Below are 19,534 nucleotides of genomic sequence, written 5' to 3' on the forward strand. Positions count from 1 at the left end.
CTATCCTTTCTCTTCGCTGTGCTTACCTCAACGGTCAACTTTCAATTTGATATATTTGCCAAAGTGAGATGCACCCACTCCATACTCCATTTACTGTTTCCTTGAGTTTTTCTACTTTAAGCATTGCGTTACCGAAAGATAAAGCATCCTCATTACCGCAGTTGTGCAAATCAAATTTATCTTCCATATTAATCTCTAAGTTTTTTTAACTGTTATCCTAACTATTTTAGAGTAGCATCTCTCTTTTGACAATAGCCCGGCGAATAGAATTTGCGTCTACACAAACAATGTCCGCCTGCGCGGACTAAGAATGTTTTCAACCCGCGTAGGCGGGTTTTGTCTGTGTAGACCCGATTTCCAATCGCCGTAATTTCAATCAATATCTTTCGCCTGATATTCCGCCGCAACGCTATCATTTTCTCCAATTACAGGCAACAAATGCTCGTGCAACTTCATCGCTTGCAAACAACTATTAATCCCCGAAACCGCCCGATCGTACTCTTGAATCTTTTGCTCGTTTTCAGCTTGCCGCCGCAGATTCTTAGCAATCTTTTCCTCCGCTTCCTGGGCTAAAGTTTGCTCGACATAATCGCGGGCTTGACTGTATTTCTGCAAAATATCATCAGCTTGCTTTTGGGCCAGCGGCAACAAATGCTCTTTCAGGGTTTGGTTGACAGTTTGGCGGAAAGTTTGCCGAATAGTTCTAGATACTTTCGGCTCAAAATCCAGCCGCAATAATTGCCGAATAGCTGGTTGCGCGTCCACCATATTTTCGCAGTCAAAACCTTGAGAAGTTTGCTGCAATGTTTCCCGGAATTGATAAATCGAAAACGTGCCTTCATCGTAAAAACGGGGACTTTCTCGCACGTAGCGATCGCACTCAACGCCCGCCGCATTTACCAAAGCATCAGAAACCCGCTTTGATAACTCCTCTAACTGCTGTTCAATTCCCCCATCATTCCCCAACAACCGATAAAGTAATCGATAGTATTCAGACTTGCGAACGCTATCTTTCAAATACTGGAAATAATTATCAACCAGTGACTTAGTAGCCTCTACTAAAATATCTTCCAACTGATTCGCCAAATAATAAAGCGCTTCAACTAAAACCGCAATTAAAGGTGCTGTCGCATTGCGGGGATGATTCCGCAAAGTGCGTCCGTAAGCCGCCTCAACAGAAAATCCGTCTAACAATTCATCCAAGCGGCGGATCATCCGAGATTGCAGTTGCCGAAAGTCTGTATCGAAAATATCGCATTTATTCATAATCATTTCATTGACTTCTTCGGCGATATGTTCGCGAAATTCCTCCCCAACTTGCTGCAATTCTTGATTTAGCCGCAAAAGTTCCTGTGCTTTCATTGCTTCAATTTCGCGGGGCTGGCTGTCCAAATTCCGCTGAATTGTTTGGTAATGTTTCCGCAGTTGAATACACAAGTCTTCTAAGTCGTCAGCAAGATTTTTGAACAGTTGCGGGCGTTTTTCTTCTGTGAGGTAACGGGTGATGGCTGTGCGAAAATCTTCGATTCCGCTATCTTGAATTAATTGAGTAATTAATGGTTGGCCTTGCTCTGCAAGAATCCGCACGTAGTTTTCATTTGGTGTTTCGTAGCTGTTAACTGAAATGCGAAATCTGCTCGGAGATAGCTTGCCGGAATTCGCACAGTAGCGATTAAATTCACTAACAAATTGCGGCGTTTCTTCACTATTGCCGAGCAATTCTGAATCTAATTTATCATATCCAGAAACTCCCTCTTGACTGGTGGCAAAGATTGTATTTAAACCAAAGCGATCGCGCCCTGTTGTCCCTCGAATCAAACTCCCGTAAAATCCCAACAATCCGCTAGTTTTGTAAACTCTCGCAGTATCGCGAAAGTCTGAATTAATCAGATTTTCTAAGCGCTGTCGCAGTTGCGTGTTGTACCAAGTTTCGTCGATGCGGTTGAAAATGTAAAACAGCCGATCGCGAATTCCCGGATTTCCCCGTGTTTTTTCCATCAACTCGGTTTCTTCCGTCGTCATTTCCCCTGACGAAGCCGCTTTCAAAACGCAGACAACCGCCGAAGTATCCGGGCTTTCAATCTTATCGTAAGTCAATTCTGCATCCCGCTGCACCGGCGCATCAATTCCCGGTGTATCGATAATAATATTGCCATCTTGCAGCAGCGGATGATAACAGTAATATTCAACTCGCTTGAGTACAGCACTGTTGCTACCGCGACGGGCATAACTAGCAGCTTCCTTGAGATTGGAAAAGTTAAACTGTTCCATCGAGTAGGTAGCGTTTTCGAGAGTTTGGATGCGATCGCGATTTGCCTCAAAACCTTCTAACAGCAGCATCAAAGCCTTAGCTTTTTTGGCGAGTTCGGATTTATTTTCGCCGCCTTCCGTTTCAATAATTATGTTACATCCCTGAGACAACAGCGACACTACATCTGTTTGATTAATATTAATTTCAGCAGATAAACCTAACTTCTCGCAAAGCACAGAAGCTTGCTGGCTAATCTCAAACTCGCTCAAAAAAGTGAGAACAACGCGCTCTTTTTCCGGCTCAGCAAAGGCGATATAACATTCAGTACCTGTCGCGTGTCCCTCTGCACTGTAGAGCAATTCCCGCTCCAGCAAAGCATTAATCAACATAGATTTTCCCGCACTGAAAGCGCCAGCAAACACAATCTCAAACTCAGGAGAAATTGCTTTTTTCAGAGAAGCTTGTACCGCCGTGATGTCTTGTTGTCGCAAAGACGATTCCTGACGCAGCAGTTGCACTAAAGAATCAACTTGCTCTTGCAGATTGTTGCATTGAGGGGGCATTTGAGTCATGGCGGCAGACTGCTCCTGATTGTGGGAAAATTACCTTATTGTTAATTCTCTGCTAGTTCAGGAATAATCACAACAGTAATTTTACTTATGCGATCCAGGATTCCTGAAAGTGCGATCCTCTTCGAGGGCTGCGCTAACGGCTATTGGGCGGGTAAATCTGGTGTTTCCAGCCAAGCTGCTAAGTCGGACATTTGGGTAAAATTGAGCAAAGCTTCTCCTAAGTTTTCCAATTGGGCGATCGACAATTCCCCGATTTGACTTTGAACTTCGGGACTGATAGCACCTACCCGACGTTCCAACAGACGAACAATCAGTGCTATTTGTCCTGTTTTGATTCCTTCTTCTCTGCCTTCTTCTCTGCCTTCTTCTCTGCCTTCTTCTCTGCCTTCTTCTCTACCTTTTTCTGTTCCTATTCGCACTGCTTTAGATATTGCACCTCGCCGATCTTGGATATAAATCTCCTGTTTTAGCAAGTCACTTAACTCGTCACGATTCAAATTAGCTCTACTTGCTATTGCAAATGCTTTATTGATTTCTGGCACAACTTCCATTGTTTCAGGCACTGTGTTTAAGTCTCTGGCAGTTTTGAGAAAATAAAGCCATTTGTCTGTCAAAGTTTCTAACTCATCCAAACTTTTTTTAAACTTGGGTAACTCAACAAAAACTAATTCGATATCATAAATAGGATAATCACTTAAAAACTCTCTTTCTTTCAGAACAAACCGCGAAGTTACTTTGTCAAAATCCTCAAACATTTCAAAATCAGTGATTGTCAAGGCAATCACTGGATTCAACATTACATATTGATCGGCTGTTTCTAATTGGGTGGAATAAGCTTTAGCTGCATTGTACAAAATTCGCTTTTCAAAAGCCTCTACGTTCAAAACCTGCATCTCGATAATGACAGTTGTGCCGTCATTTAAGTTGGCTCTAATATCTAAGTAAGTATCCTTAAGACCTCGAATTAGCGGCAATGAATAAGGATCGACGATTTCTAAACTTTCGATGGTGGGCTGATTATCATACAGCAAGGCATTCAAAAAACTAATGAGAATGTCTTTGCTATTTTCAGAACCGAAGATTTTTTTGAAGGCAAAATCAGTCTTAGGATTGATAAATGTGAACATATAGGTAATGGGTAATGGGTAATGGATGATTTGTTGTTTATTATTTCTTGGTAAGGTGCGCCCTGCGCACCCTACTACAATTATACAGACAAATCTTGACGTGGTTTAAAAGACTCAACTTCTCGCAACTTCTCGTACAACTCTCGTTCCTCCTCGCTAATTTCTTTGGGAATTAACACCTGAATTTCTACCAATTGATCGCCCCGATCGCCATTTCCGGTTGGATAGCCCTTGTTAGCCAGCCGCAACCGCTTTCCAGACGTTACTCCAGGCGGCAATTTCATCTTTACCAGGCCGTCCAGCGTCGGTACTTCAATATCTCCCCCCAACACCGCTTCGCTGGGAGTCAGTGGCAATTCGCAGCAAATATCTGACATTTCCAATCGAAAAAATGGATGGGGAGAAACCGTGATTTTCAAATATAAATCTCCGCCGCCCATACCTTGATTTCGCAAGCGAATCCGCTGGCCTGATACCATAGCAGGAGGCAGATTCACCTCGATCGCTCGCCCATCTTCCAAACGAATTCGCTCAGTACCACCCGAATAAGCCCTTTCCAAAGGCAGAGTTAGCCTGGCCTCAATGTCTCTTCTCGCTTCGCGATCGACTGTTTCCCTCATTTCCCGTCGCATTTCGCGATCGGCTGTTTCCCGTCGCATTTCGCGATCGGCTGTTTCCCGTCGCATTTCGCGATCGACTGTTTCCCGTCGCATTTCGCGATCGTCAAAATCCCTTCTAGGTGGGCGAGAATTAGCAACATAACTCGTTTTCTTAGAAGCCGTACTCCACGGTTCAGAGGAGGCTACTCCCGGTGCATCATTCGCTGTCGCCATCCTCACTTCCCGGCGTCTTCCGAGCACTTGGTCGAGAAATTTATTAAAATCCGAGTAATCACTAAAATCGACATCTTCGGCGGGTTTTTTGCGGGTTGTTTTAGTGTTTCCCCAAGTTTTGAAATTGGGAAGTCGCACCCCTTGCTTTCCTTGAAATCCCTTTTGTTTCCAGAACTTACTAAACTGATCGTATTGAGCGCGCTTGTCGAGATCGGAAAGAATATCGTAAGCTTCATTAATATCCTTAAACCTATCTTCAGCCGATTTATCACCTGGATTTACGTCAGGGTGCCACTGTCTGGCCAGCCGTCGATAGGCTTTTTTTATCTCATCAGCCGTGGCATCTTTGGGCACTCCCAAAATTAGATAGTAATTGCGAAAATTCTGCATAGTTGGAGAAGGAAGAGGGAAGAAGGAAGAAGGAAGAAGGAAGAGGGAAGAAGGAAGGAGGAAGAAGGAAGGAGGAAGAAGGAAGGAGGAAGAGGGAAGAAGGATGAGGGATGAGGGAAGAACGATGAAGGATGAGGAATAAAGGATGAGGGATGAAGGAAGAACGATGATGTTTTATCCTTCTCGTTTGTTGATTGTACTCACAATTAATCGTGTGAGTTCATCTACTTCTTTGATAACTGGTGAGATTTTTTCTGGTGCTGCTAACCCTACTTTTTCAGAAATCACTAGATGAGTATCCAGTTCTCTGAGCGAACCGAGAGCTATTCGCAAATATCGAATATACTCTTGTCTAGTAACACGCCCATATCCCTCCGCAATGTTAGCTGGTACTGATACAGATGCACGGCGAATTTGACTGGTAATACCATAAATTTCAGAAGAATGAAAAGATTTAGTTAATTCGTAGCAAAGTTGACAAAGATAAATACCCCGCTGCCAGATGTATTGTTCTCTATGGGTCATACAACATAATTTTCTCCTTACTTATCATAGTAATCTTTATCTAATTCCAAGAAGTCTAGTGTAGGAGAGAAGAAAGAAAAGGATCTGAGAAGAATTAGGAAAAGAGATGTCACAAATTCTATGCTGAAAATCCGCTATTTTCCTTCTTCCTTCTTCCCTCTTCCTTCTTCCTTCTTCCTTCAATTAGAGCCAATCGTCGTCATCATCCCAATCGTCGCTTTGATTTTGATAAGGGCGAGTCGGGCGGTTACTGCTGCTTCTGCGATCGGGTACGCGATCGTAGGAGCGATCGCGATCTGGCATACGATCGCGATCGCCCATACGATCGGGAATTGGATCGACAGTCGATCGCCTGTACGGTTTAGCATTGGTATAATAGCTGCTGTCATCGCTGCGCCGCTTCGTACCGTCGCCCGTAAAAGTCCGCTTCACAGACTCAAAGAAATCATCATCATCGTCATCCTCAGCAAAAGCTGAAACTTCCCGGCTCAAATCGTAAAGAGCATCCTGCAAATCCGAGCCAACTTGATCGACTCCCCGCTCATCATTGCGTTCCAAACTGTCTCGCAATTCCCGAATTAAAGTTTCAATTCGCTGGCGGCTTCTTTGAGCAAACTGCATTCCGCGATCGAGCGCCACCTCTCGCAACTGCCGCTCAGCTTGATAAGCTAAAGCTTCAGCGCGATTGCGCTTTTCCACCCTTTCCCGCTGCAACTTATCAGCTTGAGCAAACTGTTCCGCATCGCGAATCATTTGATTCACTTCCTGCTGAGTCAGCGTCGAAGCACCTTGCACAGTAATACTTTGTTCCCTGCCGGTAGTTTTGTCCAAAGCAGTCACCAACAGCATCCCGTTAGCATCAATATCAAAAGCTACTTGTACCTGCGGAATCCCTCGCGGTGCCGGCGGAATTCCAGTTAGTTTAAACCGTCCCAAAGACTTATTATCTCTGCCTAATTCCCGTTCCCCTTGGATGACGTGAATTTCTACCACAGTTTGGTTGTTTTCAGCAGTCGAAAAAATGTCCGATCGCCTGACTGGAATAGTAGTATTCCGAGGAATCAGTTTTTTCATCACCCCGCCGATAGTTTCCAAACCCAGAGACAGCGGCGTCACATCCAACAGCAGCACATCCCGGACATCCCCGCCCAAAATCCCCGCTTGAATTGCAGCACCCACCGCCACAACCTCATCGGGATTCACATTTTGATTCGGTTCGCGATCGATCAAACTGCGAACCACTTCCTGCACCAAAGGAATGCGAGTAGAACCGCCGACCAACACAACTTCATCAATGCGAGAAGGACTCAAATTTGCATCGGCCAAAGCTTGTTTCACCGGTCGCCGCAGCCGCTGCACCAAATCCGTGCACAACCCCTCAAATTGACCGCGAGTCAGCCGCGTTTCCAGATGCAAAGGCCCATCTTCATTCGCATCGATAAACGGCAAATTAATCTCCGTGACACCGACTCCAGACAGTTCAATCTTGGCTTTTTCTGCCGCTTCGATCAACCGCTGCAAAGCTTGGCGGTTTTTCCGCAAATCCACGCCTTCTTTTTCTAAAAATTGTTCGGCCAACCAGTCAACAATTTTAGAGTCAAAATCATTGCCACCTAATTGAGTATCGCCGCTAGTTGCTTTAACTTCAAATACTCCGTCTCCCACGTCTAAAATCGACACATCAAAAGTACCGCCGCCCAAATCAAACACTAAAATAGTTTGACTTTCTCGCCTGTCCAAACCATAAGCCAAAGAAGCCGCTGTCGGCTCATTTAAAATCCGCTTGACATCAAGTCCGGCAATTCGTCCCGCATCGCGCGTCGCCTGTCGCTGCGAGTCATTGAAATAAGCGGGAACAGTAATTACAGCCCCCGTTACCTCTTGTCCTAGATAGCGGCTAGCTTCATCGGCCAGTTTCCGCAAAACCATCGCCGAAATTTCTTCTGGGGCAAAATCTTTTTTCAGGCGGGGACACTTGACTTTGATGTTGCCGTTTTCTTCGCGCTTGGTTGTATAAGGGACGCGCTTCGATTCAGGAGTCAGTTCGCTATATTTGCGTCCGATGTACCGTTTGACGGCGTAAAAGGTGTTTTGCGGGTTGAGAACAGTTTGGCGTCTGGCCATCTGTCCGACAAGGCGTTCTCCTTCTTTTGTGAAAGCAACCACCGAAGGAGTTGTCCGCATCCCTTCTGCGTTGGCAATCACAACCGGTTTGCCGCCTTCCATGACGGCTACTACTGAGTTTGTCGTTCCGAGGTCAATGCCAACTACTTTTCCCATACGTCCATTGTCTCCTGTGGCGTTGTGTGTAGCCTTTTCAATATAAGCGTAAGTACGATCGCATTAATTGTACCGCGCCGAGAAGCGGGGCTGCGGGGGGATTGCCTCACCTGCGGCTGAGGTTGCTGGGGTTGGCTGGGTGCGATCGCCCTTTTTTCCATAGGGTTTGGCGCAGCAACCGAGGAGCAAATTGATTAGAATGGAGAGCAAATTATGGAGTCAATTATAATGACCAGTCTCAAAGAAATATTAAAATCCGTTCAATTTGTGGTTGATGCTAACGGTAAAAAGAAAGCCGCACAGTTGAGCATATCGGCTTGGGAAGCTTTGATCGACTGGATCGAAGATCGGGAAGACGAACAGATTTTCAAAACGGCGATGACGCAATTGCAAAAATGCGGTGGCAGTCCCGAAAAAGCGGGTTGGCTTGATTGGGAAGCCGTTAAAGATGAATGGGATGAAGATTGAGGTTATTAAATGTATCGAATTCGGTTATTGGCATCTACTCACGATGAGAGGCGAAACTTACCAGGAGTCATTCGCCAGCGAATTAAGAAAATAATTGAGGCGCTGGGTGAAGATGCACGTCCTGACAACAGCATTATGCTTCGATTTTATGCAAACGCAAATTGGGAACCCAGGCGAATTAGAGTTGATTTGTGGAGAATCATTTACGCTGTTGATGATGAATTTCAACAAATCGCTGTCTTGGCTATCAGGAAGCGTCCGCCTTATGATTATGAGGATATGCTTGATTTGTTAGCTGAGTTGGAGTGATGATTACAAAGCTGACGCTTGAACAAGATTAATTTTCGCTACAAACTTAAGGAGGTCAGAGTTATGCAAAGTATTAAAGTGCGATCGCGCGTTGGTTCCGACGGGATGTTGCATTTGCAAATCCCCGGTGGTATCAAAGATACAGATTTGGAAGTTATTGTAGTTTTCCAGCCCGTAGCACCAGCAACTGAGGCTAAAACACCGGAAGATTTAGGCTGGCCGCCCGGTTTTTTTGAGAGAACTTTCGGGTGCTTTCAGGATGAACCTTTAGTCCGAGGAGATCAAGGGGAATATGAAGAGCGAGAGGAATTGCTGTGATTTATTTACTGGATACCAATACCTGTATCGGTTACTTGAACGGCAGATCGGTTGGAGTTTTGCGAAGGTTGCAGGCTCTATTTTCACAGGATGTCGCAGTATGTTCTGTTGTTAAAGCTGAACTGTTCTATGGATCTATGAGAAGCAACAATCCCGCTCGATCGCTTGCCCAACAGCAAGATTTTTTGAATCGCTTTATATCTCTTCCCTTTGATGACCAGTCTGCTGTAATTTACGGTCAAATTCGCGCTCAATTAGCTGCATCTGGGACACCCATTGGCCCTAATGACCTTTTGATTGCCTCTATTGCTCTTGCTAACAACCTAATTCTGGTAACTCACAATACCCGCGAGTTCAGCCGCGTTGAAGGTTTGCGTCTGGAGGATTGGGAAATAGAGGCATAACTTTAGCTGCTGGAAAAGGAGGGAGCGATCGCACTTGAAAATATGCAATTGCGATCGCCCGTAGCTTTCAACAATATTTTTACAAGCCAATCACTGAATTGCTGCTTGCAAAGGGCGATATATTTTAGAGGACAGCGATGATTGAAAAACTTACTCCCGAACAAGAAGATTTAATGCTAGTTTATGATGATAAGTGGTGGGAAATCATGTACTCCACTGAGCCGATCGATCGCCCAAAAGCAGCAAAGGCAGTTAAACAAGCTTACCTCGCAATTGACGAAAAAGAACCCGAAATTATTTTTTGCGGTAGCCCCTACGAAGCCGCTAATCTTCTTATGAGCTGCGAATCACTTACTCAGCTATATGAAAGATTCGGAGCCAACCTTTTTGAGAAATTTGCAGAGCAACTGTACAACGAGACTTGGGAAAATATAAGCGAACAGCTTTCAGATGAGTTGTCGGGCACGTTTTACCCGCAAGCATGGAATAGATTTTCTGATATTTTTAAGGAACTATTGGAAGCAAGCATTGGTGAAGTAGAGTTTTTTCACGATAAAGATTATGAACCTTTAGATTCTATAGTATGGGCAGAATTTACGGCAGGTTGTGACTTCTGCTTCTCCGTCTTAAAGTGCAAATACAACCCCATAAAGTGGCAAGCACTTCAATCTTTGACAACTCAATGCGGCTGGATTTTTACCTATAAAAAAGTTTGCATTGTGTGCGATCGCCCCCGCATCCTCTCCTTCGACAGCCAACACCGCCTCCACGCCGAAGGAGGGCCCTCCATTCAATTTGCCGATGGATACAGCATCTATTCCTATCACGGCGTCACCTTACCCGAAAAATACGGAAAAATCCACCCCAACGAATGGCAAACTCAATGGCTTTTAGAAGAAGAAAACGCCGAACTCAAGCGAGTGCTAATTCAAGGAATTGGTTACGATCGCATTTGCGAACAATTAGCAGCAGTTGTATTAGATACTTGGCAAGAATACACTTTATTAAAAATTGATACAACCGTTGACATAGAGCCAATTTATCTGTTAAAAATGACTTGTCCCAGCACGGGATTTATTCACGCTTTACGAGTGCCACCCGATATTAACTCAGCACGAGAAGGGATTCGCTGGGTAAATTGGGGAGTCGATCCAGAGGATTTTTCAGTACAGACTTGAATGGCATTACAGTTTTATCAACAAAAGTGCTAAACTTATTTTCCCATAACTTACGCTCTCCATCGGCTTATGAGCGAATATATTGAGCAAATAACAACCAGTGGTTTTGCGATCGCATCCAATATTATTGACACAGATACAATCGCTCGACTCAGCCAAGAATTGGAAGCAGTCAATGCTGCTGAACCAAAAATGAAGCATGGGCCAAGTGCGGGCGGAATTAGAAATATATTAGATATTTTACCTAACATCCGAGGATTAGTTAATGACGATAGTCTGCGAAAATTAGTTGAACCAATTTTGGGGAAACAAGCAGTCATAATACGCGGCATCTTATTTGACAAAACACCGGCAGCAAATTGGAAAGTAGCATGGCATCAAGACTTAACTATTGCAGTGCGGGGAAAAATTAACGTTCCTGGGTTTAATACTTGGTCGATAAAAGCAGGTATTGTTTGCGTCCAACCGCCAATTTTCGTAATGGAAAATATTTTAACTTTGAGGCTGCATTTAGATGACGCAACTGAAGCTAATGGAACGTTAAAAGTGCTGCCTAGTTCTCACCGATACGGGAAAATGAGTGCTGAAGCAATACAAATATGGAAACAAAATACATTCCCTATTACTTGTAATGTTTCCAAAGGTGGCGTGTTGGTCATGCGACCATTATTATTGCACTCTTCATCGGCTGCGATCGCTCCGTCTCGGCGACGAGTTATACATTTGGAATATAGTTCGCTCGATTTGCCGGAAGGATTAGAATGGTATGGAACTTAGGGATAATTGGTAAGAAGCGATGAATTTGTCGATTTTCTAATTAGTTAACTCTTCATTTCTTATTTAACAGAAGTACAACCGCGTATATGAGCGATCGCCCTCACCAAAGAGTGCGATCGTATCGCATTCTAACTCACATTGCCAACATTCAACTGACCGAGGCGCTTCAAAATACTCAGCACAGTGTACAAATCATTCCCCGGATTGAACATAGAAAACCAGCGAGAAAAAGCGTACTGCGGTGTTTCCCGCTTAACTAACTTGACAAATAAAAAACTAGAACCATTCATTAACAATCCGTAAGTAGGTCGATCGGCACTCAGATTAGCTAACATATAAGCCAGTAACTGCGGAATCCCGACCTCCAAAGAAAACGCAGCCTTCTTGGACTCGATCGCCACTACCCAAAACTCCTGAAACAAAGCCAAAACATCCAACTGTCCCCTGACAATAATTCCTTCATCTTCGTCAATAATTTCTACAGACTTTTCTGAAGTAACGTGAAAAGGAGCAAGATAGAAATCAGCTAAATCCAAAAACGGAGACAGCACAACCATTTTGACTGTATTTTCTAGAAGTGGCGGATGTTTGAGCAAATTCCTGTAACTTGCTTTCACTCTGTCTAATCGTTGTTTTTCATAATCACTGATTTCTGGCAAATCATCTTGCCACTCGCGAAATAATTGGTCATCTTCAACCCACTCAAGTTTGAAGTTGGTTTCCAAATCGTTCAACGCGACATTTCTAGCTTGAATTGTTTGTACCATAAATTTAAGCAATTAATCAAAATTCGCTCTTAATTTATGATAGCAAGAATTCCTCAATTTCCGTTAATACCGTTTACTAGGACACTTAAGGTCAAACCCGCATTCCGGCAAGTCCGGCAAGTCCGCATTCCGGCAAGTCCGGCAAGGGTTGAAACCCCTGCCTCAAAGCAAAAGTCCTCTGAAAGAGGACTAATGTATTCTTCAGTCCTCTTTCAGAGGACTTGCGCTATGAGACAGGGAATTCATTCCCTGGCGGACTTTCTGGCTAAGCCGACATCTCCAAGCACAGCCGCGTCCACCTTCCCCAGTTCCCAAAAAATGTAACGAGTTGTAAAGTATAATTAAACCGAAGCGAACACAGAGGCCAAGTAGTATCAAATGCGAGTTGCGATCGCCGGAGCAGGCTTAGCAGGACTATCCTGCGCTAAATATCTTACCGACGCGGGCCACACCCCCATCCTCCTAGAAAGTCGGGACGTACTCGGCGGCAAAGTAGCCGCCTGGAAAGATGCAGACGGCGACTGGTATGAAACCGGCCTCCACATCTTCTTCGGCGCATACCCGAATATGCTCCAACTCTTCAAAGAACTTGACATTGAAGACCGGCTGCAATGGAAAGAGCACTCGATGATTTTCAATCAGCCAGAAGCCCCCGGAACCTATTCCCGCTTTGATTTTCCCAATATTCCGGCTCCCTTCAACGGCCTTGTGGCTATCCTGAGAAACAACGATATGCTCACCTGGGCCGAAAAAATCAGTTTCGGCATTGGTTTGATTCCGGCGATACTTCAGGGTCAAAAATACGTCGAAGAAATGGACAAATACTCCTTTTCCGACTGGCTGAAAAAGCAAAACGTCCCCCCCAGAGTCGAAAAAGAAGTATTCATCGCCATGTCCAAGGCGCTGAATTTTATCGACCCCCACGAAATATCTGCAACTATTCTGCTGACAGCCCTCAACCGCTTCTTGCAAGAGACAAAAGGCTCGAAAATGGCCTTTTTAGACGGTTCCCCCACAGAGAGGTTGTGTCAGCCGATGGTAGACTACATAACTGAGCGCGGTGGCGAAGTACGGCTGAATGCACCCATCGGGGAGTTTTTGCTCAATGATGACAACACGGTGCGCGGCTTCCAGATTCGGGGCGTAAAAGGGGCAGAGTCAGAAATTCTGACGGCCGATATTTACGTTTCTGCGATGCCGGTTGACCCGCTAAAGTTAATGATGCCGGAACCTTGGGGCGAAATGGATTATTTCAAACAGCTCGAAGGTTTGGAGGGAGTACCCGTCATTAATGTACACTTGTGGTTCGATCGCAAGTTAACAGATATCGACCACTTGCTGTTCTCGCGATCGCCCCTGCTGAGCGTCTACGCCGACATGAGCAACACCTGCCGCGAATATGCCAACCCAGACAAATCAATGCTGGAACTGGTACTCGCACCGGCCAAAGACTGGATCGGCAAATCTGACGAAGATATCGTCGCAGCCACAATGGTCGAGTTAGAAAAACTCTTTCCCGATCAAATCCCAGAACCAGCCAAACTGCTCAAATATCACGTAGTCAAAACCCCACGTTCCGTCTACAAAGCCACTCCTGGACGCCAGCAGTGCCGTCCCACACAAACAACTCCCATTAGCAATTTCTATCTAACGGGGGATTATACAATGCAGCGTTATCTTGCGAGTATGGAAGGTGCCGTGCTTTCTGGTAAGCTGACAGCGCAGGCTATTTCGACGGCCAATAACAAATGAAAAATTAAGAATTTTTCATAAAGACGTAAAAGAATCTCCCGTTTTCTAAACGGGGGAGTGTCAATTCTAATCTTTAAATTTCTTATTCTCGGATGCTGCAACTGTCAAAACTCCAGTGCATGAGAACTCTGGCCTCTTTGGATGAATCCTACGAACTGTGCCGCCAAGTCACGGCGAGTTATGCCAAAAATTTTTATTTAGGCACTCAACTCATGCCCGAAGCCAAGCGTCGGGCTATTTGGGCAATTTACGTCTGGTGCCGCCGCACCGACGAACTCGTAGACGGGCCGGGTTCTGATGCAACGACCCCTGAAACCCTCAATCTGTGGGAAAAACGCCTAGAATCTGTGTTTGCCGGCCATCCCCACGACGACTACGACGTAGCTTTGGTGGATACGCTGTCTCGTTTCCCGATCGACATTGGGCCGTTTCGAGAAATGATTGCGGGCCAGCAAATGGACTTGTACCGCAGCCGCTACGAAACTTTTGAAGAGCTCAATCTTTACTGTTATCGAGTAGCAGGTACTGTAGGGCTGATGTCGATGTCTGTCATGGGTGTAGGCGAATCGAGCTCCGCTGCTAACTGGAATTGGCACTGGGGGAATAGAATTCCCAAAGAAGAAGCCATCTCCCTCGGTATTGCCAAGCAGTTGACTAATATTCTGCGCGATGTCGGAGAAGACGCCCGCCGCGGCCGCATTTACATTCCTTTAGAAGACTTAGCGCTGTTTAACTACACCGAAGAAGATTTATTCAACGGTGTAATTGACAACCGCTGGCGGGAATTGATGCGGTTTCAAATTCAGCGAGCTCGCAAATTATACGCCAGCGCCGAGCCCGGAATTAAAGTGCTCAGTCCCGATATTCGCTGGACAGTTTGGGCTGCTACGATGCTGTACAGCAGAATCTTAAATGCGATCGAACGCAATCAGTACGATGTTTTCCAGAAGCGGGCTTACGTTACCAATTCTCAGAAACTGCTGTGTCTCCCCGCCGCTTGGGTGAAGTCAAAAGTGCTTTAGCCGCGGGCAATTTTGCTTTTATCTCAGTCCGCGTAGGCGGACTTTGTTTGTATAGCCCCGAATTATATTCGGCGGATTCAAATTTTGTTTTCAATTGTTTGTTTTCAATTGGGCGATCGAACTTTCCAACAATTGCTTTTCCTGCTGGAGTTTTGCCTCTAAATTTTGAATTTGTTCCCGGCGGGCTTCAACTTCGATCGATCGGCGAGACAATTCTTGACTCTGCAAAGTGAGAGATTGCCGCCAATCTTCTGCTTTTTGGGCTTCTTGCTGCAAAAAATCGGGAGTAAAGCCTGTTATTAAATATTTTTCAACTAATTCTAGCACCCAGTTTGTAGCTGATTGAATATGCAAAACCTGGCTATTTTGGTCAACATTTGCTAATACTAAAATTCCTTCATTTAAAACATTAGTGGCGGAGTTATTTGGGTTTTGAGCAAAATCTGGCGGTAATGTCAAGAAACTTTCTTCACTAAGAATAGCCCAACTATTATCAGAATTTTGGCAAGCCAGCAATTGCAGACTTATCTCGCCTAAATTTTCCTGATTTTGTACTTGGGCTAAATATAACATGAGGGTTATTTGTTATTAGTGATTGGTTATTTGTTATTAGTGATTGGTTATTTGTATATCTCGCTTGTAGCGGAGACTAGATCCCCCTAAATCCCCCTTAAGAAGGGGGACTTTGAACCCTCTTGTCCCCCCTTAATAAGGGGAGTATGGGTTGACTTTGAACCCTCTTGTCCCCCCTTAATAAGGGGGGTTAGGGGGGATCTAGACTTCGATAAAAACAAAAGAGACGGTCTGTTTAACGTGTTTGTTGTCACCAATGGGCATAGCCTGGGAGGTTACAGTCAACAGTCAACTCTTAAAACACCTTTAGCCGATCGCGCAAAATCTCAGCTTGTTTTTCGGCTTCAGCCAAAGCATCCCTCGCCCCCTGAACCACATCAGGAGTAGCCTTATCCACAAACTTCTGATTAGTCAAGCGCGCCGCAGTATGCTTAATTTCAGCTTCCACCTTGCTCAACTTCTTCTCTAACTTAGCACGCAAAGCCTCCAAATCGACCACCCCAGCCAGAGGAATCAATACTTGCACAGTACCCACAACCCCAGCAATTGACCCCCCTTGCCCCCCCTTACCAAGGGGGGGATTAAGGGGGGGTTCTGCATCCAAACTAGCAGTAACTGTCAGATTTTCGACTTTTGCCAAATCCTGAATGTAAACACCTCCATCTGAGATAATTTGGCGTTCTTTCTCGCTTTCGCTTTGCAAAATCGCCGTCACCTTCACACTGGGTTTGATATCAGCATCAGCCCGCAAATTGCGAATAGTGCGAATTGTACCGAACAACAACTCAAACTGCTGTTCTAACTCTGGATCGATTAGCGAAACATCAGCTTCTGGATAAGCTTGCAAAGCCAAACATTCGCCATCACCTGTTTGAGTCAGAGTGTGCCAAATCTCCTCAGTAATGTGCGGCATAAAAGGATGCAGCAGTTTCAGAATCCCTTCCAACACAAAAGCAAAAGTTTGCTGTGCCACTTTCTTAGAATTTGGTTCAGCATCCTGTTGCAAGCGAGACTTGACTAACTCAATATACCAGTCACAGAAATCGCCCCAAATAAACTCATAAAGTCCCTTCGCAGCTTCCCCCAAACCGTAATTTTCCAAACAATTGCGGCTTGATTGCACAACTTGATTGTAGCGAGAAAGAATCCAGCGATCGCACAATTCCAAACCTTCTTCTCTCCCCCCCTTAGCAAGGGGGGGCTGGGGGGGGTGAGGATTTCCCAACTGCTGCGGAGTCTGCCCCTCCAAATTCATCATCACAAACCTAGCCGCATTCCACAACTTATTCGTGAAGTTCCGCGAAGCTTCCACTGATTTCGATTCATCAGTTTTGCGATCGTACTCCATGCGAATATTTTGACCTGCGCCAACCACTTCCTTAACCAAAGTGTAGCGCAAAGCATCAGTACCGTACTTGCCAATCAACAGCAGCGGATCGATGCCATTACCTTTACTCTTACCCATTTTATGACCGTTTTCATCCAACACCAAACCGTGAATGTAAACAGTATCAAAAGGCATCTTTTCCGTAAAATGTCCTGCCATCATCGTCATTCTAGCAACCCAGAAAAAGATGATATCAAAACCAGTAACCAAAGTAGTTGTCGGATAGTAAAACTCCAAATCTTTAGTTTCGTCCGGCCATCCCAAAGTTGAGAAAGGCCACAACCCAGACGAAAACCAAGTATCAAGTACATCTGGATCTCTTGCTAGCTGGACATCATTACCAAACTTAGCGATAGCTTTTTCCTTGGCTTCAGCTTCAGTTTTCGCCACCACAAACGGCGTTGTGTCGGTAATTTCGCCGTGAGTTTCGCTAACAGCATACCAAGCCGGGATTTGGTGTCCCCACCACAATTGTCGGGAGATACACCAATCCTTCAGCTTCACCAACCAATCGCGATAAACCTTTGTCCATCTTTCAGGAACAAAGACTGGTGAGTTATTTTGATCTAATGCTTCTAAAGCGCGTTTAGAAAGCGGATCTATCTTCACAAACCATTGCGTAGATATCAAAGGTTCGACCGGAACCTTGCCGCGTTCGCTGTAGGGAACTGTATGCTTGTAATCTTCTATTTTAACCAAAAACCCGTCTGTTTCTAAACGCTGTACGACATTTTTTCGGGCAACAAATCGGTCTTGTCCCTGGAACTCTCCGGCATTTTCATTTAAAGTGCCGTCTTTATTCATGATGTTGATAAACGGCAAATTGTGGCGCTTGCCCATCTCGAAGTCATTCGGATCGTGGGCGGGAGTTACCTTGACACAACCAGTTCCGAAAGTCGGATCGACAAACTCATCGGCAATGATGGGAATTTCGCGATGTGCGATCGGCAAAGTGACAGTTTTACCGATAAGATGCTTGTAGCGATCGTCCTGTGGATTCACCGCCACCCCAGTATCGCCCAACATCGTTTCCGGCCGAGTCGTCGCCACCTCCAAATAACCGGAACCGTCCGTCAAAGGATAGCGGAAATGCCACAAATGGCCCTCAACTTCCTGCTGGTCTACCTCCAAATCCGACACAGCAGACTGACTCGCCGGACACCAATTCACCAAGTAATTGCCGCGATAAATCAGCCCCTCATCGTACAGACGGACAAACGCTTCTAAAACCGCAGCGGATAAGCCTTCATCCATCGTAAAGCGTTCCCGCGACCAATCGACAGACACACCTAAACGCCGCAGTTGATTAGTAATAGTATTGCCCGATTCAGCTTTCCACTCCCAAGCCCGTTCCAAGAATTTTTCTCTACCTAAATCGTGGCGAGTTTTTCCTTCTGCTTTGAGTTGCTTTTCGAGAATAGTTTGAACGGCGATGCTAGCATGATCCGTTCCCGGCAACCATAGCGTATTGCGTCCAGTCATGCGGTGATAGCGGACGAGGACATCAATCAGGGTTTCTTCAAAAGCGTGTCCCATGTGGAGACTGCCGGTCACGTTGGGCGGCGGGATGACTACGCAGTAAGGTTCGCCGCCTGTTTCTGGGTCTGCTTTGAAGGTTTGGTTGTCTTCCCAGTATTTTTGCCACTTGGTTTCGGTGGCTTGGGGGTCGTATTGGGGGGGTAGGTTTGCGGTCATGGTAGCTTGAGAGTTTGATCTTATTTATGATTGTGCCATAGAAGGGAGGAGAAGAGTTTTGAACCGCATCCGCGTCAGAGGCAGAGGGAAGAGCGATATTCAAGGCGGGGCGGGTTTACGTTAAAATGAAGGTAAAATTAAAAGGTTTGATGGCATTATGAATGTAGCAGCACTTCGACATCAAATCGCTCGATCGCTCGATCGACTCTCTCCAGAACATCTGGCATTAGTTGCGAGTTTTATAGAGTTTCTAGGCCAAAAGCAATGTCAGGGGGTAATCATTTCGCAAAATAATCTGCCAGAGGTTTTCTCGGCAGAAATCCAAGAGATGCCTCCTGCTAATTCTTTTAGTATTCCAGAACCCTCAGAAATTGACGGAGAGGGCCAATCTAAAGCAGCGCTTCTACAAGATTTTCGGCAAGCTTGGCACGAAGCCATGACTGGGCAAACCATTTCGGTTGCTCAAATGTGGGAAGGAATTGAAAATGACTGACTTGCCCTTAATTCAAGTTATAGTTTCACCAACCTTCAATCGCAATTTACGCACTCTTGCAAAAAAATACCGCAGCATTCGCAATGATATTCAACCCGTTATCGAACAACTCACACGGGGAGAACTGCCAGGAGATCGAATTGCTGGAGTGGGTTATGCAGTCTTCAAGTTGAGAGTCCGAAATAGCGACACTCAAAAAGGTAAAAGTGGTGGATACCGTTTAATTTACTACGTCCAAACAGCAACGGGAATCATTTTGCTGACCCTTTACACAAAATCCGAACAAGTCGATATTGCAGCAGAGGATATTCAGAACATTATTACAGAATACGAGCAGCAGCAGAGCGAAGATCGAGAGGATATCTAAGAGTTGGGGAATCTTGCGCCGTCGAATATGAGGTTTCGACATCTTC

At 45.3% G+C, this 19,534-nt stretch carries 19 protein-coding genes; 10 read left to right on the forward strand and 9 right to left on the reverse strand.

Annotated elements, in window-relative coordinates:
• Positions 1-34: 34 nt before the first annotated feature.
• The 6 genes from QUB70_RS20355 to dnaK form a co-directional block, all read right to left on the reverse strand.
• Positions 35-187, reverse strand: a complete 153-nt coding sequence (locus QUB70_RS20355) for a hypothetical protein (RefSeq protein ID WP_332983055.1) — start codon at positions 185-187, stop codon at positions 35-37.
• A 185-nt stretch (positions 188-372) separates the two neighbouring features.
• Complete coding sequence (locus QUB70_RS20360; protein ID WP_332983056.1) at positions 373-2,823, reverse strand: dynamin family protein; 2,451 nt, start codon at positions 2,821-2,823, stop codon at positions 373-375.
• A 140-nt stretch (positions 2,824-2,963) separates the two neighbouring features.
• A complete protein-coding gene (locus QUB70_RS20365; RefSeq protein ID WP_332983057.1) occupies positions 2,964-3,950 on the reverse strand; it encodes an Rpn family recombination-promoting nuclease/putative transposase in 987 nt (328 codons plus the stop codon).
• An 80-nt stretch (positions 3,951-4,030) separates the two neighbouring features.
• The gene (locus QUB70_RS20370) at positions 4,031-5,173 is read right to left on the reverse strand and encodes a DnaJ C-terminal domain-containing protein (RefSeq protein WP_332983058.1); all 1,143 of its coding nucleotides are present in this window, start codon (positions 5,171-5,173) and stop codon (positions 4,031-4,033) included.
• Between the two features lie 174 nt (positions 5,174-5,347).
• Positions 5,348-5,698: a four helix bundle protein gene (locus tag QUB70_RS20375; protein ID WP_332983059.1), complete on the reverse strand. Its 351-nt coding sequence runs from the start codon at positions 5,696-5,698 to the stop codon at positions 5,348-5,350.
• Positions 5,699-5,881: 183 nt separating this feature from the next.
• On the reverse strand, positions 5,882-7,978 hold the full coding sequence (gene dnaK / locus QUB70_RS20380) for a molecular chaperone DnaK (protein WP_332983060.1): 2,097 nt from the start codon (positions 7,976-7,978) through the stop codon (positions 5,882-5,884).
• A gap of 213 nt (positions 7,979-8,191) precedes the next feature.
• On the opposite strand from dnaK, the gene QUB70_RS20385 reads away from it, so the two are divergent.
• The 6 genes from QUB70_RS20385 to QUB70_RS20410 all read left to right on the forward strand — a co-directional run bounded on the left by QUB70_RS20385 (position 8,192) and on the right by QUB70_RS20410 (position 11,432).
• Positions 8,192-8,446, forward strand: a complete 255-nt coding sequence (locus QUB70_RS20385) for a hypothetical protein (RefSeq protein WP_332983061.1) — start codon at positions 8,192-8,194, stop codon at positions 8,444-8,446.
• A gap of 9 nt (positions 8,447-8,455) precedes the next feature.
• Positions 8,456-8,755: a type II toxin-antitoxin system RelE family toxin gene (locus tag QUB70_RS20390; protein ID WP_332983062.1), complete on the forward strand. Its 300-nt coding sequence runs from the start codon at positions 8,456-8,458 to the stop codon at positions 8,753-8,755.
• A 63-nt stretch (positions 8,756-8,818) separates the two neighbouring features.
• Positions 8,819-9,073: a hypothetical protein gene (locus QUB70_RS20395; RefSeq protein WP_332983063.1), complete on the forward strand. Its 255-nt coding sequence runs from the start codon at positions 8,819-8,821 to the stop codon at positions 9,071-9,073.
• Positions 9,070-9,477, forward strand: coding sequence for a type II toxin-antitoxin system tRNA(fMet)-specific endonuclease VapC (gene vapC, locus QUB70_RS20400; RefSeq protein WP_332983064.1), 408 nt, complete (start codon positions 9,070-9,072; stop codon positions 9,475-9,477). The genes QUB70_RS20395 and vapC overlap by 4 nt, the downstream gene beginning before the upstream one ends.
• Positions 9,478-9,614: 137 nt before the next feature.
• Positions 9,615-10,655, forward strand: coding sequence for a DUF6745 domain-containing protein (locus QUB70_RS20405; protein ID WP_332983065.1), 1,041 nt, complete (start codon positions 9,615-9,617; stop codon positions 10,653-10,655).
• 69 nt (positions 10,656-10,724) lie between these two features.
• Entirely contained in the window at positions 10,725-11,432 is a 708-nt protein-coding gene (locus QUB70_RS20410; protein WP_332983066.1) for a phytanoyl-CoA dioxygenase family protein, read from the forward strand.
• Positions 11,433-11,560: 128 nt separating this feature from the next.
• On the opposite strand, the gene QUB70_RS20415 is transcribed toward QUB70_RS20410, so the two are convergent.
• Complete coding sequence (locus tag QUB70_RS20415) at positions 11,561-12,199, reverse strand: restriction endonuclease subunit R (protein ID WP_332983067.1); 639 nt, start codon at positions 12,197-12,199, stop codon at positions 11,561-11,563.
• Positions 12,200-12,577: 378 nt separating this feature from the next.
• Here QUB70_RS20415 and pds point away from each other — a divergent pair, with 378 nt between their 5' ends.
• Together pds and crtB are read left to right on the forward strand one after the other, a co-directional pair.
• Positions 12,578-13,951, forward strand: a complete 1,374-nt coding sequence (pds, locus tag QUB70_RS20420; protein ID WP_332983068.1) for a 15-cis-phytoene desaturase — start codon at positions 12,578-12,580, stop codon at positions 13,949-13,951.
• Between the two features lie 92 nt (positions 13,952-14,043).
• Positions 14,044-14,973: a 15-cis-phytoene synthase CrtB gene (gene crtB / locus QUB70_RS20425; RefSeq protein ID WP_332983069.1), complete on the forward strand. Its 930-nt coding sequence runs from the start codon at positions 14,044-14,046 to the stop codon at positions 14,971-14,973.
• A gap of 90 nt (positions 14,974-15,063) precedes the next feature.
• Here the strand turns inward: crtB and QUB70_RS20430 are convergent, their stop codons facing one another.
• A complete protein-coding gene (locus tag QUB70_RS20430) occupies positions 15,064-15,546 on the reverse strand; it encodes a hypothetical protein (RefSeq protein ID WP_332983070.1) in 483 nt (160 codons plus the stop codon).
• Positions 15,547-15,841: 295 nt separating this feature from the next.
• Positions 15,842-18,628 (reverse strand): valine--tRNA ligase, encoded by a 2,787-nt coding sequence (locus QUB70_RS20435; RefSeq protein ID WP_332983071.1) that lies wholly within the window; start codon positions 18,626-18,628, stop codon positions 15,842-15,844.
• Between the two features lie 157 nt (positions 18,629-18,785).
• Here QUB70_RS20435 and QUB70_RS20440 point away from each other — a divergent pair, with 157 nt between their 5' ends.
• Together QUB70_RS20440 and QUB70_RS20445 are read left to right on the forward strand one after the other, a co-directional pair.
• A complete protein-coding gene (locus QUB70_RS20440) occupies positions 18,786-19,121 on the forward strand; it encodes a hypothetical protein (RefSeq protein ID WP_332983072.1) in 336 nt (111 codons plus the stop codon).
• Positions 19,114-19,488: a type II toxin-antitoxin system RelE family toxin gene (locus QUB70_RS20445; protein ID WP_194065595.1), complete on the forward strand. Its 375-nt coding sequence runs from the start codon at positions 19,114-19,116 to the stop codon at positions 19,486-19,488. The genes QUB70_RS20440 and QUB70_RS20445 overlap by 8 nt, the downstream gene beginning before the upstream one ends.
• Positions 19,489-19,534 lie beyond the last annotated feature (46 nt).

Source organism: Microcoleus sp. A003_D6, from assembly GCF_036702825.1.
Classification (GTDB): Bacteria; Cyanobacteriota; Cyanobacteriia; order Cyanobacteriales; family Microcoleaceae; genus Microcoleus.